The organism is Halosimplex pelagicum (assembly GCF_013415905.1).
GTDB classification, from domain to species: Archaea; Halobacteriota; Halobacteria; order Halobacteriales; family Haloarculaceae; genus Halosimplex; species Halosimplex pelagicum.
In genome coordinates this window covers 411,363-433,607 of record NZ_CP058909.1, presented here as the reverse complement: position 1 = coordinate 433,607, position 22,245 = coordinate 411,363, and the positions used below count along the sequence as shown (strand labels likewise).

Genomic DNA, 22,245 nt, shown 5'->3' with positions numbered 1-22,245 from the left:
CCCACGATAGAGCAATTCGACCGTGTACGGAACGGAACCGTCGCGACACACCCTATACAACAATGATCGACACTCTCGCACTCGCACTGCAGCAGGCGTCCAGTAGTCCCGCACTCACACCGAAAGCGGCCGCGGCGATCGCCGTCGGTCTCGGCGCGCTCGCGACCGGGTACGCACAGCGTGGTATCGGTTCCGCAGCCATCGGGGCCGTCGCAGAGGACGATGACATGTTCGTGCAGGCGCTGATCTTCACGGCCCTGCCCGAGACGCTGATCATTATCGCGTTCGTCACCATCTTCATCGTCCCGTCGGCTTACTGACCGCACCGAACTTTACTATCACACATGAGCCTCGATACAGTCGTAGAGGACATTCGAGACGAGGCCCGCGCACGTGCGGAGGAGATTCGGGCCGACGCCGAGGCACAGGAAGACGAACTCATCTCGGAGGCCGAGGCCGACGCCGAGGCCATCCGCGAGGAGCGCGCCCAGGAGGTCGAGGCCACGATCGAACAGGAGCGCGAGCAGATGCTGTCGAGCGCGAATCTCGAGGCCAAACAGGAGCGCCTCGGCGCCCGCCGCGACGTGCTCCAGGAGGTCCGCGCGGCCGTCGAAGCCGAGCTGGCCGACCTCGAGGGCGAGCGCCGCGAGGAGCTGACGCGGACCCTGCTGGACGCCGCCAGCGAGGAGTTCGACGACAGCGACGACGTGCGCGTGTACGGTCGCGCCGACGACGAGGCGCTGCTGGCCGACCTCGCCGAGGAGCACGGCTACGAGTTCGCCGGCGAGCGCGAGTGTCTCGGCGGCGTCGTCGTCGAGAGCGACACCTCGCGGGTCCGGGTGAACAACACGTTCGACTCGGTGCTGGAGGACGTCTGGGAGGACGAACTCCGGGAGATCAGCACCCGCCTGTTCGAAGACCAATGAGCGCGCCCGACTACGAGAGCAGCAACTACGAGTACGTCAACGCCCGGGTGCGGTCCCGTCGGGCGTCGCTGTTCGACAGCGACGACTACCGGAAACTGATCCGCATGGGGCCGGGCGAGATCGCCCGCTTCATGGAGGAGTCGGAGTACGAGACCGAGATGAACCGGCTCGGCGCCCGCCACGACGGCGTCGACCTCATCGAGTACGCGCTGAACCAGAACCTCGCCAAGCACTTCGAAGACCTGCTTCGGTGGTCGGAGGGGCGACTGTACGACTACGTCGTCCGGTACCTCCGGAAGTTCGACGCGTGGAACGTCAAGACGGTCCTGCGCGGCGTCTACTCGGGCGCCGAGACGGCCGACGTGGAAGACGACCTCATCCGCGCGGGCGAGTTCTCCGAGGAGCTGCTGGAACGGCTGGTCGAGGCCGAGTCCGTCGACGACGTCGTCGCCGCGCTGGAGGGAACCATCTTCGGCGAAGCCCTCGAAGCGGCCATGGAGGACTACGAGGACACCGGACTGCTGGTGCCGCTGGAGAACGCGGTCGACCGGCGGTTCTACGAGACGCTCATCGAGGGGCTGCCGTCGAACCCCAACCGACCGACGGAGCTGTACGTGCAGTTCCTGCGGGCGGAGATCGACTTCCGGAACGTCCGGAACGTCCTCCGGCTCGCGCGGACGGAGACGGACATGGACCCGGCGGAGTACTTCATCGAGGGCGGCAAGCTGTTCGACGCCGAGGAGCTGCGCCAGCTGGTCGACGACGAGGCGGCGCTGGTCGAGCGCATCCGCGACAGCACCTACGGCGACGACCTCGACGAGGCGCTGCGCGTGCTCGACGAGGCCGACAGCCTCATCGAGTTCGAGCACGCGCTGGACGCGGCGCTGCTGGCGTACGCCGACACGCTTTCCAACCGCTATCCCCTATCCGTGTGTCCGGTGCTGTCGTACGTGCTCGCCAAGGAGCGGGAGATCAACAACATCCGCGCGGTCGCGCGCGGCCGAGAGGCGGGTCTCTCGCCGGAGCAGATCCGGGACGAACTGGTGGTACAATGAGCCAGGAGATCGCCGTCGTCGGCAGCCCGGACTTCACGACCGGTTTCCGACTCGCCGGCGTCCGGGAGTTCGCGGACGTGCCCGACGACGACAAGGACGAACAGCTCGACGACGCGGTCCGGGAGATGCTCGAGGACGACAACGTGGGCATCCTCGTGATGCACGACGAGGACCTCGAACACCTCTCCCGGGGCGTCCGTTCGGACGTCGAAACGAGCGTGGAGCCGGTGCTGGTCACCCTCGGTGGCGAAGCCGGCTCCAGCGGACTGCGCGAGCAGATCAAACGCGCCATCGGCATCGACCTGATGGAGGAAGACTAACATGAGCCAAGCAACAGACACGACCGTTCGCGAGGACGGCGTCATCGAGAGCGTGTCGGGGCCGGTCGTCACGGCCAAGAACCTCGACGCGAAGATGAACGACGTCGTCTACGTCGGCGAAGAGGGACTGATGGGCGAGGTCATCGAGATCGAGGGAGCGATTACGACGATCCAGGTCTACGAGGAGACCTCCGCGGTCGCTCCGGGCGAACCCGTCGAAGGGACGGGCTCGCCGCTGTCGGTCGACCTCGGGCCGGGCATGCTGGACTCCATCTACGACGGCGTCCAGCGCCCGCTCGACGTCCTCGAAGACAAGATGGGGTCGGCGTTCCTCGACCGCGGCGTCGACGCCCCCGGTATCGACCTGGAGAAGACCTGGGAGTTCACCCCCGAGGTCGACGAGGGCGACGAGGTCGGCCGCGGCGATATCGTCGGCGTCGTCCCCGAGACGCCCAGCATCGACCACAAGGTGATGGTGCCGCCGGGCGCCCTCGACGAGGGCGAGACGGCCGAGGTCGTCTCCGTCGAGTCGGGCAACTTCACCGTCGAGGAGACGGTCGTCGAGCTCGACGACGGGACCGAAGTCCAGATGCGCCAGGAGTGGCCGGTCCGCGAGGCCCGACCCACCCTGGACAAGCAGACCCCGACCGAGCCGCTCACGTCCGGCCAGCGCATCCTCGACGGCCTGTTCCCGCTCGCGAAGGGCGGGACGGCCGCGATCCCGGGTCCGTTCGGCTCGGGCAAGACCGTCACCCAGCAGAGCCTCGCGAAGTTCGCCGACGCCGACATCGTCGTCTACATCGGCTGCGGCGAGCGGGGCAACGAGATGACGGAGGTCATCGACGACTTCCCGGAGCTTCCGGACCCCCAGACCGGCAACGCGCTGATGGCCCGGACCTGCCTCATCGCCAACACCTCGAACATGCCCGTCGCCGCCCGCGAGTCCTGCGTCTACACCGGGATCACCATCGCGGAGCACTACCGCGACATGGGCTACGACGTGGCGCTGATGGCCGACTCCACCTCCCGGTGGGCCGAGGCCATGCGCGAGATCTCCTCGCGGCTGGAGGAGATGCCCGGCGAGGAGGGCTACCCCGCGTATCTGGCCGCCCGGCTCTCGCAGTTCTACGAGCGGGCCGGCTACTTCGACAACATCAACGGCACCGAGGGCTCGATTTCGGCGATCGGCGCCGTCTCGCCGCCCGGCGGTGACTTCTCCGAGCCGGTCACCCAGAACACGCTGCGCATCGTCAAGACGTTCTGGGCGCTGGACTCGGACCTGGCGGAGAAACGCCACTTCCCGGCGATCGACTGGAACGATTCGTACTCGCTGTACCGGGACCAGCTGGACCCGTGGTTCGAGGACAACGTCGCCGACGACTGGCCCGAGCAGCGCCAGTGGGCGATCGACATCCTCGACGAGGACGGCGAACTGCAGGAGGTCGTCCAGCTCGTCGGCAAGGACGCCCTGCCCGAAGACCAGCAGCTGACCCTGGAGGTCGCCCGCTTCATCAAGGAGGCGTGGCTCCAGCAGAACGCCCTGCACGACGTCGACCGCTACTGTCCGCCGGAGAAGACCTACCGGATCCTCGGCGCGATCCGGACGTTCAACGACGAGGCGATCGACGCCCTCGACGCCGGCGTCCCGATCGACGAGATCACGGGCATCGACGCCGCGCCGCGGCTCAACCGCATCGGCACGACGCCCGACGACGAGGTCGACGAGTTCGTCGACGACCTCGAAGACGACATCGCGGAACAACTGCGCTCCCTGTACTAACGATGAAAGAATACCAGACAATCACGGAAATCAGCGGCCCGCTGGTCCACGTCGAGACCGACGAGCCGATCGGCTACGACGAGATCGTCGAGATCGAGACCGGCGACGGCGAGACCCGCCGCGGTCAGGTGCTCGACTCCTCGTCGGACCACGTCGCCATCCAGGTGTTCGAAGGCACCGAGGGCATCGACACGGACTCGTCGGTCCGGTTCCTCGGCGAGACGATGAAGATGCCCGTCACCGAGGACCTGCTCGGACGGGTGCTGGACGGCTCCGGCAACCCGATCGACGGCGGTCCGGACATCGTCCCCGACGAGCGACGCGACATCGTCGGCGAAGCGATCAACCCCTACTCCCGGGAGTACCCCGAGGACTTCATCCAGACGGGCGTGTCGGCCATCGACGGCATGAACACGCTCGTCCGCGGCCAGAAGCTCCCGATCTTCTCGGGTTCGGGCCTGCCGCACAACGACCTGGCTCTGCAGATCGCCCGTCAGGCCTCCGTCCCGGAGGAAGAGGGTGACGGCGGCGACGACGACGACACCGAGTTCGCGGTGATCTTCGGCGCGATGGGTATCACCGCCGAGGAGGCCAACGAGTTCATGGACGACTTCGAGCGCACCGGCGCGCTCGAACGCTCGGTCGTCTTCATGAACCTCGCGGACGACCCCGCCGTCGAGCGGACGGTCACACCGCGACTCGCCCTGACCACCGCGGAGTACCTCGCCTTCGACAAGGGGTACCACGTGCTGGTCATCCTCACGGACATGACCAACTACTGTGAGGCGCTGCGCGAGATCGGCGCCGCGCGCGAGGAGGTCCCGGGCCGACGTGGCTACCCCGGGTACATGTACACCGACCTCGCTCAGCTGTACGAGCGGGCCGGCCGCATCAAGGGTCAGGAAGGGTCGATCACGCAGATCCCCATCCTGACGATGCCGTCCGACGACATCACCCACCCGATCCCGGACCTGACCGGGTACATCACGGAGGGGCAGATCCTCGTCGACCGCGACCTGAACAGCCAGGGCATCCAGCCGCCGATCGACCCGCTGCCGTCGCTGTCGCGGCTGATGGACGACGGTATCGGCGAGGGGCTCACCCGCGGCGACCACGGTGGCGTCTCCGACCAGCTCTACGCCGCCTACGCCGAGGGTGAGGACCTGCGCGACCTCGTGAACATCGTCGGTCGCGAGGCGCTCTCGGAGCGAGACAACAAGTACCTCGACTTCGCCGAGGAGTTCGAGGAGGAGTTCATCGAGCAGGGCTACGGCACCGACCGCGACATCGACGACACGCTGGACATCGGCTGGGACCTCCTCTCGATGCTCCCCAAGGAGGAACTCAACCGCATCGACGAGGAGAACATCGACGAGTACTACCGCGAAGACGTCGAAGCGGAAGTCGCCGCGGACTGACACGCTCGCCGTCGACGCACTTTTTCCGGTCGCCGCCCGACCAGTGGCGACGCCGCAGCGCGGGACGGCGCTCGCCGACGGTCGCCACTGCGCGGACGCGGGTGCCCGTGCGGGAACGGGGACTGCCGGCGAACCGCGGGCGATGCGAGGACAACGCTCTTGGCGGACCGACTGGTACTCCGGGACATGACTCGCTCCACTGCGGGGGCGGGGCGACGGGTGCTGTACGTCGACCCCGACGACGAGCGCGCGGCGCCGGTCGCCGACGCGCTCCGCGAGGCCGGCTACGCCTTCGAACGGGCGCGGGACGCGGCGGCGGCGCTGGACGCGGTCGCCACCGACCCCCCGGCCGCCGTCGTCAGCGAGCGGCGACTGCCCGATAGCTCGGGCCTGGACCTGCTGACCGACGTGCGCGAGCGGACCGACGACCTGCCCTTTCTCATCTTCACCGCGATCGGCGACGAACACCTGGCCAGCGACGCCATCGCCGCGGGCGTGACCGACTACGTGCCGAGGGACCCCCCGGAGAAGCAACTGGGCGCGCTGGTCGACGCCCTCGACGCGGCGGTCGCGGCGGGCGACCGGCGGTTCGCCGAGGTCACCGAGGAGCTGAAAGACCGGGCGATGGACGAGGCGCCGGTGGGGATCACCATCGCCGACGGGAAGCGCCGCGACACGCCGCTGATCTACGTCAACGACGCCTTCGAGGCGCTGGCGGGCTACGACGAGGCGGACGTGCTCGGCCGCAACTGCAACTTCATGCAGGGCGACGGCTCCGAGGAGGCGAAGATCGCCGAGATGGCGAAGGCGATCGACGCGGGCGAGCCCGTCTCGGTCGAACTCGTCAACTACACCGACGACGGCGAGCAGTTCTGGAACCGGGTCCACATCGCGCCGATCCACGGCGAGGGCGACGAGGTGACCCACTACGTCGGCTTCCAGGAGGACGTGACCGAGCGCGTCGAGGCCGAGCGGGAGGCCCAGCGCCAGGCCGAGAAGGCCAGGGCCGAACGCGAGACGGTCGAGGCGCTGCTCGACCGGCTGGACGGGCTGTTGACGGACGTGACGAGCGAACTGCTGAGCGCGGAGACCCGGTCGGCGGTCGAGCGGGCGGTGGCCGACCGGCTGGTCGAGACCGACGAGTACGCCCTGGCGTGGGTCGGCGAGGCCGAGCCCGCGACCGACGCCATCCGCCCGGGGACGTGGGCGGGGGTCGCCGACCCGCCGTCGCTGGAGCTGCCGGTCGACGGCGCTGACCCGGCGGCGCGGGCCGCCCGGACTGGCGACGCGCAGTTCGTCGACGCCGACGCGGTCCCGTCGGTCTACGAGGACCTGGTCGACGGCGGCGCGGGCGGGCTGGCCGCCCTGCCGCTGCAGTACGGCGACGTGGGCTACGGCGTCCTCGTCGTCGGTCTCCGGCCCGAGGCCGACCTGCCCGAGCCCGAACAGCGCGTGCTCGCCGCGGTCGCCCAGTCGACCGCGATGGCGCTGCACGCGCTGACCTCCCAGCGGTTGCTCGGTTCCGACGACGTGACGGAGCTGGCGTTCTCGCTGGCCGGCGAGGACCCCTTCTTCGTCGGGCTCTCCGCCGAGATCGACGCCGAGTTCGTCCACACCGGGACCGTCACGCGCGAGGCGGGGCCGACGACCTTCTTCTTCGAGACGGACGCCGACCCCGAGGCGGTCGTCGAGGCCGCCACCGCCCGCGGGGACGTGACCGCGTGTACGCCGGTGACGACGGGCGACGGGCGGTCGGTCGTCGAGTTCACGGTCGCGGAGTCGCCGCTGGTCGAACTCCTGCTGGACCGGGGCGGGCGGGTCGCCGCGATGTCGGCCGCGGGCGGCACCGGCGACCTGACCGTCGAGATCCCCCCCGAGGCCCAGCCGCGGACGGTCGTCGAGGCCGTCGAGGACCGGATCGCCGGCGCGGACCTGTCGGCCTACCGCGAGCACGAGCGCCCGGCCGAGAGCCGCCAGGACGTGCGCGCCCGCATCGACGACCGGCTCACCGACCGCCAGTCGACCGCGCTCCAGACGGCCATCGTCGGCGGCTTCTTCGAGTGGCCCCGAGAGACCAACGGCGAGGACCTGGCCGCCGCCATGGACATCGGCCGTTCGACCTTCCACCAGCACCTCCGGGCCGCCCAGCGGAAGGTCTTCGAGGAACTGTACGGCTGACCACACCGTCGTCCCGTCTCCCGTTTTTATCCCCTTCCGTCTTCGAACGGGCGCGTCGACCGGAACGAACTCCTGGTATCCTTCCGGAAAAAGGCGGTTTCGACGCCGCTACTACAATCTGACAAAGAAAAACCAGTATCCGGCCTTACTCCAACTAGTTGGGCATCTTTCTTTTGAGGCAAAAATCCTCAGTACCAGTTGTAGTTATGCCATCACCAGGGAGCGAGCAAATCTGGCTGTGGATCGGGACGCTGGGAATGTTCCTGGGCATGCTGTACTTCATCGCCCGCGGCTGGGGCGAGGAGGACCAGAAGCGCCAGGAGTTCTACATCGTGACGATACTGATCACGGCGATCGCCGGCGTGAACTACCTCGCGATGGCGACCGGCTTCGGCCTGACGACGGTCGACGTCGCCGGCGAGGAGCTCACCATCTACTGGGCGCGCTACACCGACTGGCTGTTCACGACGCCGCTGTTGCTGATCGACCTCGGACTGCTGGCGCGGGCCAACCGCAACCAGCTGACGACGCTGGTCAGCCTCGACGCGCTGATGATCGCCACCGGCGCGGTCGCGACGCTGGCCGGCGGGAACTTCGTCGCGGCGGGCCTCGACGACGGCGCCCGACGGCTGGTCTGGTGGGGGATCAGCACCGGCTTCCTGCTGGTGTTGCTGTATTTCCTGTTCGGGACGCTCACCGAGCAGGCCCAGCGGCTCGGCAGCGACGTGGGCGCGAAGTTCGCGCAGTTGCGCAACCTGATCGTCGTCGTCTGGCTGGTCTACCCCGTGTGGTGGCTGGCCGGCACCGAGGGGCTGGGGCTGCTCCCCGAGGTCGGCGGGAGCGTCCTGTTCGTCGAGACGGCCGGGTTCATGGTGCTGGACCTGGTCGCGAAGGTCGGCTTCGGCTTCCTGCTGCTGTCGAGCCGGCAGGTCCTCGACGAGGTCTCGGCCGCGACCGGGACCGGCGCGGCCGCGACCGCCGACGACTGAGCCGAGACCGACTGGACCTGCCCTGACACCGACCCGCAGCCGACGCGGCGTCGCCCGACGCCGACCCGGTGGGAGCCGAGTCGGCCCGCTCCCGCGGGCCACCGTCGTTCCCGAACAGTATCACGGCCGAGAATCGGCCCGAACCGACTACGGTCGCGGTTACCGGAGATCGACTCGATGAGTTCGTTGACCTACGTCCAGTTCCACGCGCTGTACGTCCTGCCGGTACTGGCGGCGCTGACGGCGACGGTCCACCACCGTCGCGACAGCGTCGACTGGCGGGTCGGCGCCGCGGGGCTGGCGGTCGTCACCGCTCTCGCGGTGGTGTACACGACGCCGTGGGACCGCCTGCTCATCTCGATGGGCGTGTGGTCCTACGGCGCCGGCGCGGTCGCGGGCCGCCTGTGGGGCGTCCCCTACGAGGAGATCGCGTTCTTCGTCCTCCAGCCCGCGCTGACGACGCTGTGGACGCTCCACGTCGCCGGCCCGGTCCTCGAAGGTGTCACCCACGGTCGGCGCGACCGCCTGCTCGGGGCCGCGGCGGGCCTCGCCGTCGGCGTCGTCGGCCTGTTCGCGCTGACCGCGCCGGCGACGACGTACCTCGGCGCGATCCTCGCGTGGGCGGGACCGGTGCTGGCCCTGCAGTGGGCGGTCGGCTGGCGGTACCTCTGGCGCGCCCGCGCTCGCGTCGCCGTCGCCGTGCTGGTCCCGTCGGCGTACCTCTGGGCGGTCGACCGCCTGGCCATCGAAGCGGGCGTGTGGACCATCTCCGACACCTACACCACGGGCCTGGCGGTCGCCGGCCTCCCGGTCGAGGAGATGCTGTTTTTCGTCGTGACGAACTGCTTCGTCGTCCAGGGCGTCGTCCTGTTCCGCTGGGTGGTCCACCGATGGCGCTAGCCCGCGGCCGGGCCGACGCCCGGGTCCCGCCGGCCGCTCGCGCGGCCCTGCGCGCGCTGGTACTCTGGATCCCGTGGCTCCCCGTCGCCGTCGCGACGCTGGCGTTCGCGGCCGGGCTCTCGATCCCGCCGAGGTGGCGCTACGCCCCGCTGGTCGTCAGCGTCGTCGCCTTCGGGATGCCCCACGGCGCCGTCGACTGGGCGGCGCTCCCCAGGGCGGCGACCGGGCGGCTAGCCCCCCGGTGGCTCGCGGTGGTGGGCGTCGTCTATCTGCTCGCAGGCGGCGTCTACGCGGTCGCGTGGTTCCGCGCGCCGCTCGTCGCCGCGGCCGCCTTCCTCGCGCTGACGTGGTTCCACTGGGGTCAGGGCGAGATCCACCCGCTTCGGGAAGTGCTCGACGCCGACCACCTCGACGCGCGGTGGCGGCGCGCCCTGACCGTCGCGGTCCGTGGCGCGCTGCCGATGGGCGTCCCGCTGCTGGCGTTTCCCGAGCGCTATCGGGCGGTCCTCGGATCGTTCGTCGCCCCGTTCGGCGGCTCGGTGCCGGCGTGGCCGTTCGCGGCCGACGGGCGACTCGCGCTGGGAGCGACGCTGGCCGCGCTCACCCTCGCGACGCTCGCGGTCGGCTACCGCGCGGCCGCCAACCGGCGGCCATGGGCGGTCGACGCCGGTGAGACGGCCCTGCTGTGGACCTACTTCTTCGTCGTCCCGCCGGTGTTCGCGGTGGGGTTGTACTTCTGCTGCTGGCACGCGCCCCGACACGTCGCCCGGGTCCTCGCACTGGACGAGCGGTCGGTCGACGCGCTCGAAGGCGGTCGGCTCGCGCCCACGCTCGGCCGGTTCGCCCGCGAGGCCGCCCTGCCGACGCTCGTCGCGCTGGCCGGTTGCGGGGCGCTGTGGTGGGCGGCGCCGGCGCCCGAGCCCACGCTGGCCGGTGCGACCGGCGTCTACCTGGTCGCGATCGCCGTGCTGACGCTGCCCCACGTCGTCGTCGTGACGTGGCTCGACCGGATCGCGGGCTACTGGTGAGGGACGCGTCGGGGACTTCGACGGACTCGGTCGCCGACGAGACTGAAAACGGTTAACTGCCTACGCGGACAAACCCGGATCAATGGCCGAGGACGTCAAACCCACTCGCAAGGAGCTCATGCGGATCGAGGAGCGCATCGAGCTCTCCGAGCGCGGACACGACACGCTGGAGCAGAAACGCGACGGCCTCATCATGGAGTTCATGGACATCCTCGACGAGGCCCAGGACGTTCGCGCGGACCTCGACGAGAAGTACGAGGAGGCCCAGAACGCGATCAACATGGCCCGCGCGCTCGACGGCGACGTGGCCGTGCGGGGCGCGGCCGCCGCGCTCAAGGAACACCCCGAGCTGACCACCGAGTCCAAGAGCGTCATGGGCGTCTACATCCCCCAGATCGACTCGACGAAGGTCTCCAAGAGCCTCGACGAGCGGGGCTACGGCGTCCTCGGGACCAGCGCCCGCATCGACGAGGCCGCCGAGGCCTACGAGGAGCTGCTCGACCAGATCATCCTCGCCGCCGAGGTCGAGACGGCCATGAAGAAGATGCTCGACGAGATCGAGACCACCAAGCGGCGCGTCAACGCTCTGGAGTTCAAACTCCTCCCGGAGCTGCGCGCCAACGAGGAGTACATCGAGCAGAAGCTCGAAGAGCAGGAGCGCGAGGAGATCTTCCGCATGAAGAAGATCAAGGACAAGAAGGAACGCGAGGAGGACGAGGAGGAAGCCGAGGAAGAGGACGAGGCCGAGGAGCCCGTCCCGGCCGACGACTGACGCTTCGTTTCCGTTTCTCGTCACTCTCCCGTTCCCACTTCTCGCCGTGCTTCTGCCGCCGTTCTCAGTTCCATCCGGTCTCTCTCCGCCGTCCTCCCGGCACCGTTTAGTCCGCCGCGCGCGCACGCACGAACGTGACCTGTCCCGACTGCGGCGCGCCGACGCTCGCCTTCGCCGTCCCCGAGCAGTACCGCGACGCGCTCCCCGGCGAGAGCGACGGCGCCGAGATCTGCACCCGCTGTCTCGTCCTCCGGCCCGTGGCGGACCCGCCCGCGGAGATCCCCGACTTCACCGCAGTCGGCGACGCAGTCCCGTCGAACGGCGAGGCGGCGGTCCCGTTCGTGCTCATGGTCGGGCTGCTCCCGTCGCTGGCGACCAACCGCGCGGAGATATCCGAGCTACTGGCGAGCGTTGAGCGCGCCGGTACCGACCCGCTGCTCGCGCTCGACCGACTCGCGGACGACCCGAGCGTCGACGCCGAGGCCGACCTGCGCACCCGTCGACGGCAGCTCGAACAGCTCCTGTGACCGCGGAGTCGGTCGGTTTACCACCTGGTAGGCCATGCTTTCCGCCCCCGCTCGCCCGTTCCCTACTCTGTTAGGTACACCGCATTTACATCACGGGGTAGTACTGAATACCGCGGCATCGACGCCAGGTGCCGCCGCGACGACACTTAGGACCCGTCGTCGTCTCCCCCCAATCCCCCCCTTACCACCAGCACCCATTTCGCGTCGCCGGTGGTGGCCCGACGGAGGCACTCCCCCCCCGCCTCCCGGGTACACCGGCGACACTCTCTACCGCTCGACACGTCCCGAGTACTCGCGAGTCGCTCGACCGCCGGTCGTCCGCGGACGGCGCCGCGGCTGGTCGGTCGGAGATCGACGGAGAACCGGTGAGCGACGCGTGCTCTAGACGCCGGTCGAGTACCGCAGGATGCCGGCGATGCCGCCAAAGGCCGAGAGGAGCTGTTCGCCCTTCTCGAAGTCCGTCGAGACGAAATAGGTCTCCGTGCCGCGCTGGTCGGCGAGTTCCATGAGGTGGTCGATGGCGTCCTCGCGTTCGCCGTCCATCGTCTCGCCGCAGCGGTCGCAGGCCCGCTCGTCGTCGAGGCTCTCGCTCTGGCCGAGTAGCTCGCGCTCGGTGTGGCCCTCGGGGCAGTCGTAGACGGCCACGTCCTGCCGGAGGTCCTCGCTCAGGAGGAGCGTCTCGACGGCGCCCATGTTGAGGTTCTCGCGGGTGGGGCCGAACCCGTAGGTCGCGAGGTCGCCGTCGTGGAGTTCGTCGAAGAACTGCTCCATGTACTTCTTGTCCTGGAGCATCTCGTGCTCGTCGAGCACGTCCTGGGCGGCGTCGACCAGGTCGTGGAGCCCGGACTCGTCGGTGTAGGCCACGTCGAACTTCCCGAGCACCATGTCGCCGAGTTCGTGGTGGAGGTAGTCGCCGTCGAGGAACTCGTCTTTCGTCGGCGAGGGGCCGCCCACGAGGATACCGTCCATCTCGTGGCGGTCGTCGACGAACAGGTCGTTGGCCATCCCCGCGACCTCCTGGTAGAAGTTGTCGATGGCTTCGAGGCGCAGGCGGGCGAACCGCTGTGCGGACTGACCCCCTTTCCGCTGCTTGCCCGGTACCAGCGAGGAGGCGGACTTGACGGGTTCGACGCGCTTGCCGCGCAGCCAGCCGACGTTGGCCTCGCGTCGGTCGAGGACGACCAGGCCGAACAGGCCCTTGTCGGCGAGCATCTCCTCCAGCGGCTCGGTGAGGAAATCGGAGTCGCAATGGTAGCGGAACGACTCGATGGGCTGGGGCGGGCTCTCCAGCGTGCGGGTGATCATCTCCGAGCGGCCGCCGCCGGTGTCGATCGACCCCGAGAAGACGACCATCCCGTTCTCCGGCGGGTAGGTGTCGTAGTACCGCAGGCGGTCCTTGATGGAGGTCAGGGCGTCTTGGACGGCCGTGCGGGTGTCCTTGGACTTGATGTTGGCCGCCTCGCTGTGCTCCTGGGTGACGTGGGCGACGACGCTGCTGACCTGGCGGTCCTCCGGGATGTAGATCGAGACCAGCTGCGTCCCCGACCCGCTGTAGCCCTTGAGCTCCTCGATGACCTTGCGGAACTCGTATTTCTGTTTGTCCGACTGTTCGGCGTGCTCACTCATCGTCCATGTTTCGGGCGCTCGGGGCTAAGTAAGTGTTGACCTCTCCGGGCGGCGGCCGCGACCGACCGCTCGACCGCCCTCGCTGCCGCTGTAACCGACCGACGAGCGTCCGACGGGCGTCGGAACGGACGGCGGCTTTATGTGGTCCCCGTGATTTGACCTAGCACAATGGCGGGCTACGTCTGTACAGTTGCCGGTGGGAAAGGTGGTGTCGGCAAGACGACGACGGCGGTCAACGTCGCGGCGGCCATGGAGGAGGAGGGCTACGACGTGGTCGTCGTCGACGCCGACCTGGGAATGGCGAACCTCGGTGCGATGCTCGGCGTCGAACCGGAGACCAGCATTCACCAGGTCCTCGCCGGCGGCCGCGCCGTCAGCGACGCGCTGACCGACGTGCAGGGGGGGATCACTATCATCCCCGGCGAGCAGAGCCTGGAGGCGTTCGCCGACGCCGACCCCGCGAAGCTCAAGAAGGTCATCAAGACGCTGCGCAACGCCTACGACGTGGTCCTCATCGACACCGGCGCCGGCCTCAGCCACGAGACGACCGTCCCGCTGGGCCTCGCGGACGGCGTCGTCCTCATCACGACGCCCGACGACGTGGCCGTCGGCGACGCGATCAAGACGGCCGAACTCGCCGAGCGGGTCGACGGCGAGGTCATCGGCACCGTCCTCAACCGGACGACCACCGAGACCGACGTGGAGGCCATCGCCGACCGCTTCGACTCGAAACTGCTCGCGGTGATCCCCGACGACATCGAGGCGACCGCCGACGAGCCGCTCGTGCTCAACGCCCCGCCCAGCCCCGCCGCCGACGCATACGTGCGGCTGACCGAGCACCTGATCGGCATCTTCTTCGAGGGCGCGGAGATCGACGAACTCGACACCGCCGTCGACCGCGACTGGTTCGTCGACGAGGACGACGAGGACGAGGAAGACGACGACTCGGGCGGCCGCTTCGGCCTGTTCGGCTGACGGCAGGTTATTTGTCGCGAGCGTTCGAACGCCCGTCCAGAGCCGCGCGCGCGGCTCTGGATTGGTCCATGCAACTCGACGACTTCGTCAGCGAGAACGCCCCCGACGAGGGCGGCGACTCGTTCCAACTGGAGAACAGCAAGCTCCTCGACATCGCCGTCGACGGCTCGGTGATGACCAAGGCCGGCGCCATGGTCGCCTACGAGGGCGATCTGTCCTTTACCGGCAAGTCCTCCGCCGAGGGCGGCCTCACCGGCTTCATCAAGGAGGCCGCCTCCAGCGAGGGGACGCCCGTGATGGCGGTCGAAGGGCAGGGCCACGTCTACGTGGCCGACCGGGAGAAGCGGGTCCAGCTGCTCGACCTCGACGCGGGGGAGTCTATCTCGGTCAACGGCGAGGACGTGCTCGCGTTCGGGGCCGACGTGGACTACGAGATCAACACGATCGGCAGCATCGGCGGCGCCTCCGCCGCCGGGCTGACCAACGTCTTCCTCTCCGGGCCGGGGACGGTCGCGATCACGACCCACGGCGACCCGCTCGTGCTGGAGCCGCCCGTGCGGACCGACCCCGACGCGACCGTCGCCTGGAGCGCGAACCTCTCGCCGGGCATCGAGACCGACCGCAGCCTGAGCGACGCGATCGGCCAGTCCTCCGGCGAGACCTACCAGCTCGACTTCGAGGGGTCGGACGGCTTCGTCGTCGTCCAGCCCTACGAGGAAGGCCGCGGCGGGCAGTGACCCCTCGCCGGTAGCCGCGACGCGGGAGCCGCCGGGCTCGCCCCGGCGATAGACACGTCGCGGGAACGACCGGGGTCGCCCCGGCGGCATTCGTCATTCCTATATCCACCGCTCGAAAACCGGGAGGTATGTATCTCTCCCTGCGCTCGGAGGTCGAGGACGCTCTCGAAGCGGCGCTCTCGGCCCTCGACCTGCCGACCGAGGACCTGGGCATCGAGCGCCCGCCCGAGGACGTCGACGCCGCCGTCGCCTCCAGCGTCGCCTTCCGGCTGGCGGGCGAGGTGGGCGCGCCGCCGCCGAAGGTGGCCGCCGACGTGGCGAGCGAGATCGACCCCGCCGGCTACGACTACCTCGGCCGGGTCGACACCCAGGGCCCCTACATCAACTTCTTCCCCGCCGACCGGTACCTCTCCGACACCGTCGAGCGCGCCCAGTCGACCGAGTACGGCCGCCTCGACGACCACGACAGCTCCGTCGTCGTCGAACACACCAGCGCCAACCCGACCGGCCCGGTCCACGTCGGCCGCGCCCGCAACCCCATCGTCGGCGACGCCCTCGCCCGCGTGCTCGATTTCGCCGGCTACGACGTGGACACCCACTACTACGTCAACGACGCCGGCCGCCAGGTCGCCGTGTTCACGTGGGCCTACGAGACCTTCGACGAGCGCGACCTGCCCGAGCCCGACCGCGACAAGCCCGACTACGACCTCGTGCGCTACTACCGCAAGGGCAACGCCTACCTCGAGGACGCCGACCCCGCCGACGAGGAAGCCGCCGAGGCCGAGATCGAGGCCATCATGCAGGGCCTCGAAGCCGGGGACGAGGCGACCTACGAGCGCGTCGGCGAGGTCGTCGACGGGGTGCTCGACGGGATGACCCAGACGCTGGAACGCCTCCCCGCGGAGTTCGACGAGTTCGTCAAGGAGACGCGGTTCATGCGCTCGGGCGCGACCGACGACGTGGTCGACCGGCTCAAGGATCTGGACGAGGCCGTCTACGAGGAGGACGCCTGGCAGCTCGATCTCGAGGGCTTCGAGAAGAACCTCGTCTTCCTGCGCTCGGACGACACCACCCTCTACACGACCCGGGACATCGCCCACCACGAGTGGAAGTTCGAGGAGTACGACCGCGCCGTCACCGTCATCGGCGAGGACCACAAGCTCACCTTCGAGCAGCTCAACGAGACGCTGGAGCTTCTGGGCCACGACACCGACCGGCTGGACCAGGTGTTCTACTCGTGGGTGAACCTCCCCGGCGGCGAGGGGATGTCCACCCGCGAGGGGACCGGCGTCGACCTGGACGACCTGCTCGACGAGGCCATCGACCGCGCCCGCGACGAGGTCGAGGACCGCCTCGACGACCGCCTGCGCGACGACGACCTCGACGAGGGAGACGTGGAGCGCATCGCCGAACAGGTCGGGACCGGCGCCGTCCGCTACGACATCGTCTCCAAGCAACCCACCAAGTCGATCACCTTCGAGTGGGAGCGGGCGCTGGACTTCGAGGCCCAGTCGGCGCCGTACGTCCAGTACGTCCACGCCCGGGCCTGCGGCATCCTCGGCGAGGCCGAGAGCGAGGGCCTCGAACCGGCCGAGACCGTCGATCCGGCCCTGCTCGACACGGACGCCGAGCGGGACCTCCTCCGCACCATCGCTCGCTTCCCCGCGGTCGTCGAGGAGGCCGCCGAGGAGCTCGAACCCCACCGCGTCGCCACCTACACCCGTAGCTTCGCCGAGCAGTTCAACGCCTTCTACCGGGAGTGCCCCGTCCTCACCGCCGAGGACGAAGAGACCCGCCGCGCCCGACTCGCGCTGGTCGCCGCCGCCCGCGAGACCGTCGGCAACGCCCTCGGGCTGGTTGGCGTCGCCGCTCCCGACTCGATGTAGGGGCGGCGACGGCGCCGCCGGTCACGGGCCGCCGACCGTCGCGACCGGACGGCTGGGACTCGCTCCCGCTCAGAGCCCGCCGAGCGCGACCAGGACGCCGGCCAGCGTCGCCAGCGCGAGCACCACGAAGGCGAGTACCCACCAGCCGGGCACGTCTCCGTCCCCGCCGTCGCGCGCGCTCATCGCCCGATCACCGCGGCGGCGCCGGCGCTCGCCGACTCCGGTCCAGTCGTTGCCATCGCCGAGTCAATTCACAGCGAACTGACTAATACCTGCTGGCGGTCCGTCGTCGGCCGACACCTACCTGGTTAGGTACGACGCTGACCCCGGCGGGGTCCGTGGGTCGAGTGTGAGCGGATTCGCCGCACTGTCGTCGTGGCTGGCTGTCGGGTCGCTGGCCGCGGCGGCTGGGACGTTCGCGCTGGTCGCCTACCTGCGGCGCCACCTCGGCAAGCCGGGGGCCGGCTGGCTCGTCGCGACGCTGGTCGCACAGGGGCTGTTCTGTCTGCTGGCCGGCGCGTCGCTGGCCGTCTCGGAGCCGGGGGCCCGGCTCGTCATGGAGTCGCTGACCTGGGCGGCGCTGGCGTGGCTCGGGCCGCTGTTCCTGGCGTTCGCGCTGGAGTACACCGGACGGAGCGGGCTGCTCGGCGGGTGGACGATGGTGCCGGTCGCGGCGCTGACCTCGCTGGTCGTCGCGACGGCGCCGGTCAACGGCGCGGTCCTGCGAGCGTTCCGGATCGACTCGGTCGCGCCCGCGGTGACGGTGAGCTACGCGCTCGAACCGTGGGGGCTGTTCGCGTTCGTCCTCGGCACGGGGACCGCGGGCGTCGCGGTGGCCCTGATGGTCGACACCGTGTTGAGCTACGGCCCGCTCTACCGGCGCGAGGCCGCCGCCGTCGCGCTCAGCGCCGTCGCGCCGACGGTCGGGGTGGTGATGTGGGCGTTCGGCCTGGGGCCGGACCCCTCGCTGGCCTTCGTCGCGGTGCTGTTCGTCCCGCACGTCCTGCTGGACGCCTACGCCTTCGTCGAGAGCGGGATGTTCGAGACGAACCCGACGACCCGCCGGGCCGCCGACCGCACCGCCATCGACGACATCGGCACGCCCGTGCTCGTGCTCGACCCCGACGCCCGCGTCGTCGACTACAACGACGCCGCCGACCCGCTGCTCGAAGCCGGGTGCGACGGGACGACGCTCCTGGGTACCCCCATCTCGTCGCTGGTCGATGTCGACGTCGACCCGGTCCCCGACGGCGGTGCGGCCGGCGGCCCGGCCGACGACGGCACCGACCCGTCGGCGCCGACCGGCGGCGATCCGGGTGAGGCGGACGACATCGTCACCGTCCGGTCGGGCGGGCGCCGCCGGGAGTTCCTCGTCTCGCGGTCGACGCTGACCGACCCGAAGGGCGCGACCGTCGGGACGACGCTCGTCTTCCAGGACGTGACCCGCGAACGGCGCCGCGAGCAACGGCTCGACGTGCTCAACCGCGTGCTCCGGCACAACCTGCGCAACAAGATGACCGCCGTCGCCGGCAACGCCGAACTCATCGCCGACCGGAGCGACGACGAGCGACTCGTCGACATCGCGGACATCATCGACAGCAGCGCCCGCGAACTCATCGACATCGGCGAGAAGGCCCGCACGTTCGAGCAGTGCCGCCGCGACGGCCCGCGTTACCGGGCGGTCGCCCTCGAAACCGCCCTGACCGACGCGGTCGCCGACTACCGCCCGGCCGCCGCCCGGATCGACGTGACCGTCGACGGCGACGCGGCCCCAGCGACCGACCCGAAACTGCTCCGTATCGTCGTCGCGAACCTCGTCGAAAACGCCGTCGACCACGTCGACGACCCCGCCATCTCCGTGACGGCGACCGCCGACGGCGGCGAGTTCCGGGTGACCGTCGCCGACGACGGCCCCGGGATCCCCGACGGGGAGCTGGCACCGCTCGACGCCGGCACCGAGACCCAGCTCGAACACGCCACCGGCATCGGCCTCTGGGTCGTTCAGTGGAGCGTCGACTCCCTCGGGGGCAGTGTCTCCTTCGACACCGACGACGGCACCGTCGTCACCGTCCGCCTCCCCGACGGCCCCGGCGGCTTCGACGGGGGCGCCTCCGAGGCCGCGCCGACCGCCACGGATACATAGCTCACAGTATCGCTACGTATCTATCGGCTGGTCCCTATAGCGAACTTAGTCACCGTCTTATCCGCCGCTCCGGTAGCGACGGGTATCTGACGCGGCCGAGCCAGGGGTTCGGCGCGTCGAGGGCCACTATGCACGACAGCACGACCGACACCGACGCGGCGGGAGACGGAACGGGAGCGAGCGACGACTTCGACGGGACGGAACTCGACGGGCTCGCGGTCGAGGCGGCCGCCGAGCGCGTCCGCGCCCGCGAGCCCGACCGCGATCCGGAGACCGTCCGGGCCGCGCTGTCGTTCGTCGCCGAGGACGGCGTCGTCAGCCGCGAGGCCCTCGAAGAGTCGCTGAAACTGACATCGAAGGTGCTCACGACCGCGGAGACGCGGGCGGAACTCGCGACCATCGCGCTCGACGACGCCCGCGAGGCCGCCGGGTCGGCGCCCGATCTGCCGACGGTCGACGCCCGCCTGGAGAGCTTCGAGGCCGAGGTCGCCGCCGTCGAGGACCGCGCCGCCGCTCTCGGCGAGGACCTCCAGTCGGTCGTCGACGACCGCGAGGACCCCGCCGCGCGGTTCGCCATCGCCGACGGCCTCCGACGGGTCGACGAGCGGGCTCGGGAGGTCCAGCGGACCGCCGACGAGATCCAGTTCGACCTGGAGGAGTTCGAGCGGTGGCTCACCAGTCACGCCGTCCGCGTCCGCGAACTCGGCGAGGACGTCGACGCGCTCGCGACCTCGCTCGACGACCTGGCGACCGCCGTCGACGCCATCGAGGCGGCCGGCGACGACGCCGGGGCGGCCGCCGACGACCCCGCCCGGGTCTGGTTCGACGCGACGCTCAGCCATCGGGCGACGGGCCTCACCGTCGCCGACCTGCGGGCCGAGCTCGACGACCTGCGGACGTGGGCCGACCGCGAGGACGCCGACCCGGTCGACGAGGGCGGGCTGGACGACCTGGCCGGTCGGCTCGACGACCTCGCCGAACGCCGCGAGGCGCTGGGCGACCGGCTCGGCGCGGTCGCCGAGCCCGAGTGGAGCGACCGGTTCGGCGAGCGGGTCGCGGCCGTCGAGTCCGAACTCGCCGACTGCGAACCGCCGGTCGACTGGGGCGTCGTGGGGTCGGTTCTGGCGGAGCACCGCGGCGACCTCGAATCCGGCGCGTAGTCGGGCGGTCGGCGCGTCTGAACCCCGAACTCGTCTCGTACCGGCATCTCACCGTCGAGCGTAGCGGAAAACGAGTCGGACGAATCGAGAAGCGGCCGGTGCGTCCGCGACCGTCTCGCGGTCAGACGTTCCCGTCGCGGATGGCGGCGCGGGCGGCCACGTCGGCGACGGCGGCGCCGCGGTCGGCGGTGCGGGTGAGGTGGTCGAGCGCGCGGGCCAGCGCGACGGTCGCGGCGGTCGAGCCGTCGAAGGGGGCGGTCGCCTCGTCGAACAGCGCCTCGTCGACGGCCTCGATCTCGGCGACGGCGCGTTCGTGGCCGTCGAGGGCGATCGCCGTCAGGTCCTCGTCGGCGTCGTCGAGGACGGCGGTCGTCGCGTCGTCGACGACGGTCCGGGCGGCCTCGGCGGCCTCGCGGACGTTCTCGGCGACCGGGTCCGGGAGCGGCTCGGAGAGCCGGCGGGCCGCGCGGGCGACGCCGACGCCACGGCGGGCGACACCCTCCAGCTGGCGGGCGGTGACGTAGTAGTCGAACAGCGTCGCGCGGGTGAGCCCGAGACAGTCGATCTCCTCCAGCGAGACGAGCGACCGCGAGAGGTGTCGCGCGACCATCCGGAAGAGTCGGTCGGCCTCGTCGGCGCGCCCGCGGAGCCGTTCGTAGGCGTCGGCGTCGGCGTCGACGAGCGCGTCCGTCGCGGTGCGGTGGATCGACAGCGCGGTGAACTGCAGCTGGACGACCGACTGGCGGACGGAGACGTTCGCGGCGTCCAGCAGGTGCTGGACGGTGATCTCGCCGTCGTTGGCGACCAGCAGGTCGGTCCCGACGAGGTTGCGGACGACCGAGCGGGCGGCCCGGCGCTGCTCGTCGGTGAACGCCTCGACCGGTTCGAGCGTGACCGTCTCGAAGCCGACGGCGTGGGCGGCCTGCAGCGCCCGCCGGACCAGGGCGGGCTCGTCGCCGTCGACGGCGACCGTCGCCGTGGCCAGCTCGTCGACGTCCTTCTCGGCGGCCCGGAGGACGATCGAGTCGTCGCTGTGGGTGGCCAGGTACAGCTCCATGCCCGCCTCGAGCTGGTGGTCGTTCGCCCACTCTTTGGGGATCGACACCGTGTACGTGCCGCCGCCGACCTGTTGGAGTTTGCGTGTCTGCATCAGTAGAGCAACTCGGGGTCGCTCTCCAGCATGTACAGCGTCCGCGCGGCGACGTTGACCCCGTGGTCGCCGACGCGTTCGAGGTCCCGGACCGTCAGCAACAGTCGGGACACGTCGTCCAGTACCCGCTCGACCGCCCACGAGTCCTCGCCCGCTTCGCCTTCGAGGAGGTCGCGGACGACCCGCTCGCTGGCGCGCTGGCAGTGGGCGTCGAGCTCGTCGTCGCGGGCGGCGACCGCCCGGCAGGCGTCGGCGTCGCCGTCCTCGTAGGCGTCCAGCGCCGCGGCCACCTGGTCGCGGGCGTCGGCGCCGATCGCCCGCACGTCCACCTCGTCGGCCGGTCGCTCGGCCGCCAGCGCGTAGCGCCCGAGGTTGGTCGCCAGGTCGCCCACGCGTTCGAGGTCCGTCAGGATCTTGAACGAGGCGGCGACGAACCTGAGATCCGAGGCGACGGGCTGCTGGAGCGCGAGCAGGTCGACGCAGTCGCCCTCCAGTTCGAGATAGCGGTCGTTGATCGCGGCGTCGCCGTCGATCACTTCCTCGGCGAGGTCGTCGTCGCCGGTCTCCAGCGCGGTCAGCCCGTCGTCGAGCTGCGTGAGCGCGTCGTCGCCCAGCGCGCGCACGTCGGCCCGCAGGTCGTCGAGCGCCGCCCGGTATCCCTCGCGCGTCACGGCG

Annotated in this window: 20 protein-coding genes; 17 read left to right on the top strand and 3 right to left on the bottom strand. The window is 70.2% G+C overall.

Annotated elements, in window-relative coordinates; genetic code table 11:
- Positions 1-62 precede the first annotated feature (62 nt).
- The 12 genes from HZS54_RS02220 to HZS54_RS02165 all read left to right on the top strand — a co-directional run bounded on the left by HZS54_RS02220 (position 63) and on the right by HZS54_RS02165 (position 11,893).
- A complete protein-coding gene (locus HZS54_RS02220) occupies positions 63-320 on the top strand; it encodes a hypothetical protein (RefSeq protein ID WP_179910045.1) in 258 nt (85 codons plus the stop codon).
- Between the two features lie 24 nt (positions 321-344).
- A complete protein-coding gene (locus tag HZS54_RS02215; protein WP_179920345.1) occupies positions 345-926 on the top strand; it encodes a V-type ATP synthase subunit E in 582 nt (193 codons plus the stop codon).
- Positions 923-1,981, top strand: a complete 1,059-nt coding sequence (locus tag HZS54_RS02210) for a V-type ATP synthase subunit C (RefSeq protein WP_179920344.1) — start codon at positions 923-925, stop codon at positions 1,979-1,981. The genes HZS54_RS02215 and HZS54_RS02210 overlap by 4 nt, the downstream gene beginning before the upstream one ends.
- On the top strand, positions 1,978-2,301 hold the full coding sequence (locus tag HZS54_RS02205) for a V-type ATP synthase subunit F (protein WP_179920343.1): 324 nt from the start codon (positions 1,978-1,980) through the stop codon (positions 2,299-2,301). Before HZS54_RS02210 ends, HZS54_RS02205 begins: the two co-directional genes overlap by 4 nt.
- A 1-nt stretch (position 2,302) precedes the next feature.
- On the top strand, positions 2,303-4,081 hold the full coding sequence (locus tag HZS54_RS02200) for a V-type ATP synthase subunit A (RefSeq protein WP_179920342.1): 1,779 nt from the start codon (positions 2,303-2,305) through the stop codon (positions 4,079-4,081).
- Between the two features lie 2 nt (positions 4,082-4,083).
- Positions 4,084-5,499 (top strand): ATP synthase subunit B, encoded by a 1,416-nt coding sequence (locus HZS54_RS02195; protein ID WP_179920341.1) that lies wholly within the window; start codon positions 4,084-4,086, stop codon positions 5,497-5,499.
- Between the two features lie 186 nt (positions 5,500-5,685).
- Entirely contained in the window at positions 5,686-7,677 is a 1,992-nt protein-coding gene (locus tag HZS54_RS02190; protein WP_179920340.1) for a bacterio-opsin activator domain-containing protein, read from the top strand.
- 206 nt (positions 7,678-7,883) lie between these two features.
- A complete protein-coding gene (locus HZS54_RS02185) occupies positions 7,884-8,666 on the top strand; it encodes a bacteriorhodopsin (protein ID WP_179920339.1) in 783 nt (260 codons plus the stop codon).
- A 177-nt stretch (positions 8,667-8,843) separates the two neighbouring features.
- Positions 8,844-9,566, top strand: coding sequence for a lycopene cyclase domain-containing protein (locus HZS54_RS02180; protein WP_179920338.1), 723 nt, complete (start codon positions 8,844-8,846; stop codon positions 9,564-9,566).
- Positions 9,557-10,594, top strand: a complete 1,038-nt coding sequence (locus HZS54_RS02175; protein WP_179920337.1) for a Brp/Blh family beta-carotene 15,15'-dioxygenase — start codon at positions 9,557-9,559, stop codon at positions 10,592-10,594. Before HZS54_RS02180 ends, HZS54_RS02175 begins: the two co-directional genes overlap by 10 nt.
- A gap of 82 nt (positions 10,595-10,676) precedes the next feature.
- Positions 10,677-11,366 (top strand): V-type ATP synthase subunit D, encoded by a 690-nt coding sequence (locus HZS54_RS02170; RefSeq protein ID WP_179920336.1) that lies wholly within the window; start codon positions 10,677-10,679, stop codon positions 11,364-11,366.
- A 134-nt stretch (positions 11,367-11,500) separates the two neighbouring features.
- Positions 11,501-11,893: a DUF6276 family protein gene (locus tag HZS54_RS02165; RefSeq protein ID WP_179920335.1), complete on the top strand. Its 393-nt coding sequence runs from the start codon at positions 11,501-11,503 to the stop codon at positions 11,891-11,893.
- A gap of 381 nt (positions 11,894-12,274) precedes the next feature.
- On the opposite strand, the gene prf1 is transcribed toward HZS54_RS02165, so the two are convergent.
- Positions 12,275-13,519: a peptide chain release factor aRF-1 gene (gene prf1 / locus HZS54_RS02160; protein WP_179920334.1), complete on the bottom strand. Its 1,245-nt coding sequence runs from the start codon at positions 13,517-13,519 to the stop codon at positions 12,275-12,277.
- Positions 13,520-13,687: 168 nt separating this feature from the next.
- Between prf1 and HZS54_RS02155 the strand changes: the two genes are divergently transcribed.
- From HZS54_RS02155 to HZS54_RS02135, 5 genes are all read left to right on the top strand, one after another.
- Entirely contained in the window at positions 13,688-14,494 is an 807-nt protein-coding gene (locus tag HZS54_RS02155; protein ID WP_179920333.1) for a MinD/ParA family ATP-binding protein, read from the top strand.
- A gap of 68 nt (positions 14,495-14,562) precedes the next feature.
- On the top strand, positions 14,563-15,231 hold the full coding sequence (locus HZS54_RS02150; RefSeq protein WP_179920332.1) for an AIM24 family protein: 669 nt from the start codon (positions 14,563-14,565) through the stop codon (positions 15,229-15,231).
- Positions 15,232-15,359: 128 nt separating this feature from the next.
- Entirely contained in the window at positions 15,360-17,117 is a 1,758-nt protein-coding gene (gene argS / locus HZS54_RS02145) for an arginine--tRNA ligase (RefSeq protein ID WP_179920331.1), read from the top strand.
- A 349-nt stretch (positions 17,118-17,466) separates the two neighbouring features.
- Entirely contained in the window at positions 17,467-19,260 is a 1,794-nt protein-coding gene (locus HZS54_RS02140; RefSeq protein ID WP_179920330.1) for a histidine kinase N-terminal 7TM domain-containing protein, read from the top strand.
- 128 nt (positions 19,261-19,388) lie between these two features.
- Positions 19,389-20,420 (top strand): halo transducer protein, encoded by a 1,032-nt coding sequence (locus HZS54_RS02135; protein WP_179920329.1) that lies wholly within the window; start codon positions 19,389-19,391, stop codon positions 20,418-20,420.
- A gap of 121 nt (positions 20,421-20,541) precedes the next feature.
- Here the strand turns inward: HZS54_RS02135 and HZS54_RS02130 are convergent, their stop codons facing one another.
- Together HZS54_RS02130 and phoU are read right to left on the bottom strand one after the other, a co-directional pair.
- Positions 20,542-21,570, bottom strand: coding sequence for an AbrB/MazE/SpoVT family DNA-binding domain-containing protein (locus HZS54_RS02130; RefSeq protein ID WP_179920328.1), 1,029 nt, complete (start codon positions 21,568-21,570; stop codon positions 20,542-20,544).
- Positions 21,570-22,241 (bottom strand): phosphate signaling complex protein PhoU, encoded by a 672-nt coding sequence (gene phoU / locus HZS54_RS02125; protein ID WP_179920327.1) that lies wholly within the window; start codon positions 22,239-22,241, stop codon positions 21,570-21,572. The genes HZS54_RS02130 and phoU overlap by 1 nt, the downstream gene beginning before the upstream one ends.
- Positions 22,242-22,245 lie beyond the last annotated feature (4 nt).

Excerpts from the sequence above, each read along its gene's own strand:
- HZS54_RS02220 (WP_179910045.1), top strand. The coding sequence starts at position 63 with ATGATCGACACTCTCGCACTCGCACTGCAGCAGGCGTCCAGTAGTCCC.
- HZS54_RS02215 (WP_179920345.1), top strand. The coding sequence starts at position 345 with ATGAGCCTCGATACAGTCGTAGAGGACATTCGAGACGAGGCCCGCGCA.
- HZS54_RS02210 (WP_179920344.1), top strand. The coding sequence starts at position 923 with ATGAGCGCGCCCGACTACGAGAGCAGCAACTACGAGTACGTCAACGCC.
- HZS54_RS02205 (WP_179920343.1), top strand. The coding sequence starts at position 1,978 with ATGAGCCAGGAGATCGCCGTCGTCGGCAGCCCGGACTTCACGACCGGT.
- HZS54_RS02200 (WP_179920342.1), top strand. The coding sequence starts at position 2,303 with ATGAGCCAAGCAACAGACACGACCGTTCGCGAGGACGGCGTCATCGAG.
- HZS54_RS02195 (WP_179920341.1), top strand. The coding sequence starts at position 4,084 with ATGAAAGAATACCAGACAATCACGGAAATCAGCGGCCCGCTGGTCCAC.
- HZS54_RS02190 (WP_179920340.1), top strand. The coding sequence starts at position 5,686 with ATGACTCGCTCCACTGCGGGGGCGGGGCGACGGGTGCTGTACGTCGAC.
- HZS54_RS02185 (WP_179920339.1), top strand. The coding sequence starts at position 7,884 with ATGCCATCACCAGGGAGCGAGCAAATCTGGCTGTGGATCGGGACGCTG.
- HZS54_RS02180 (WP_179920338.1), top strand. The coding sequence starts at position 8,844 with ATGAGTTCGTTGACCTACGTCCAGTTCCACGCGCTGTACGTCCTGCCG.
- HZS54_RS02175 (WP_179920337.1), top strand. The coding sequence starts at position 9,557 with ATGGCGCTAGCCCGCGGCCGGGCCGACGCCCGGGTCCCGCCGGCCGCT.
- HZS54_RS02170 (WP_179920336.1), top strand. The coding sequence starts at position 10,677 with ATGGCCGAGGACGTCAAACCCACTCGCAAGGAGCTCATGCGGATCGAG.
- prf1 (WP_179920334.1), bottom strand. The coding sequence starts at position 13,519 with ATGAGTGAGCACGCCGAACAGTCGGACAAACAGAAATACGAGTTCCGC.
- HZS54_RS02155 (WP_179920333.1), top strand. The coding sequence starts at position 13,688 with ATGGCGGGCTACGTCTGTACAGTTGCCGGTGGGAAAGGTGGTGTCGGC.
- HZS54_RS02150 (WP_179920332.1), top strand. The coding sequence starts at position 14,563 with ATGCAACTCGACGACTTCGTCAGCGAGAACGCCCCCGACGAGGGCGGC.
- argS (WP_179920331.1), top strand. The coding sequence starts at position 15,360 with ATGTATCTCTCCCTGCGCTCGGAGGTCGAGGACGCTCTCGAAGCGGCG.
- HZS54_RS02135 (WP_179920329.1), top strand. The coding sequence starts at position 19,389 with ATGCACGACAGCACGACCGACACCGACGCGGCGGGAGACGGAACGGGA.
- HZS54_RS02130 (WP_179920328.1), bottom strand. The coding sequence starts at position 21,570 with ATGCAGACACGCAAACTCCAACAGGTCGGCGGCGGCACGTACACGGTG.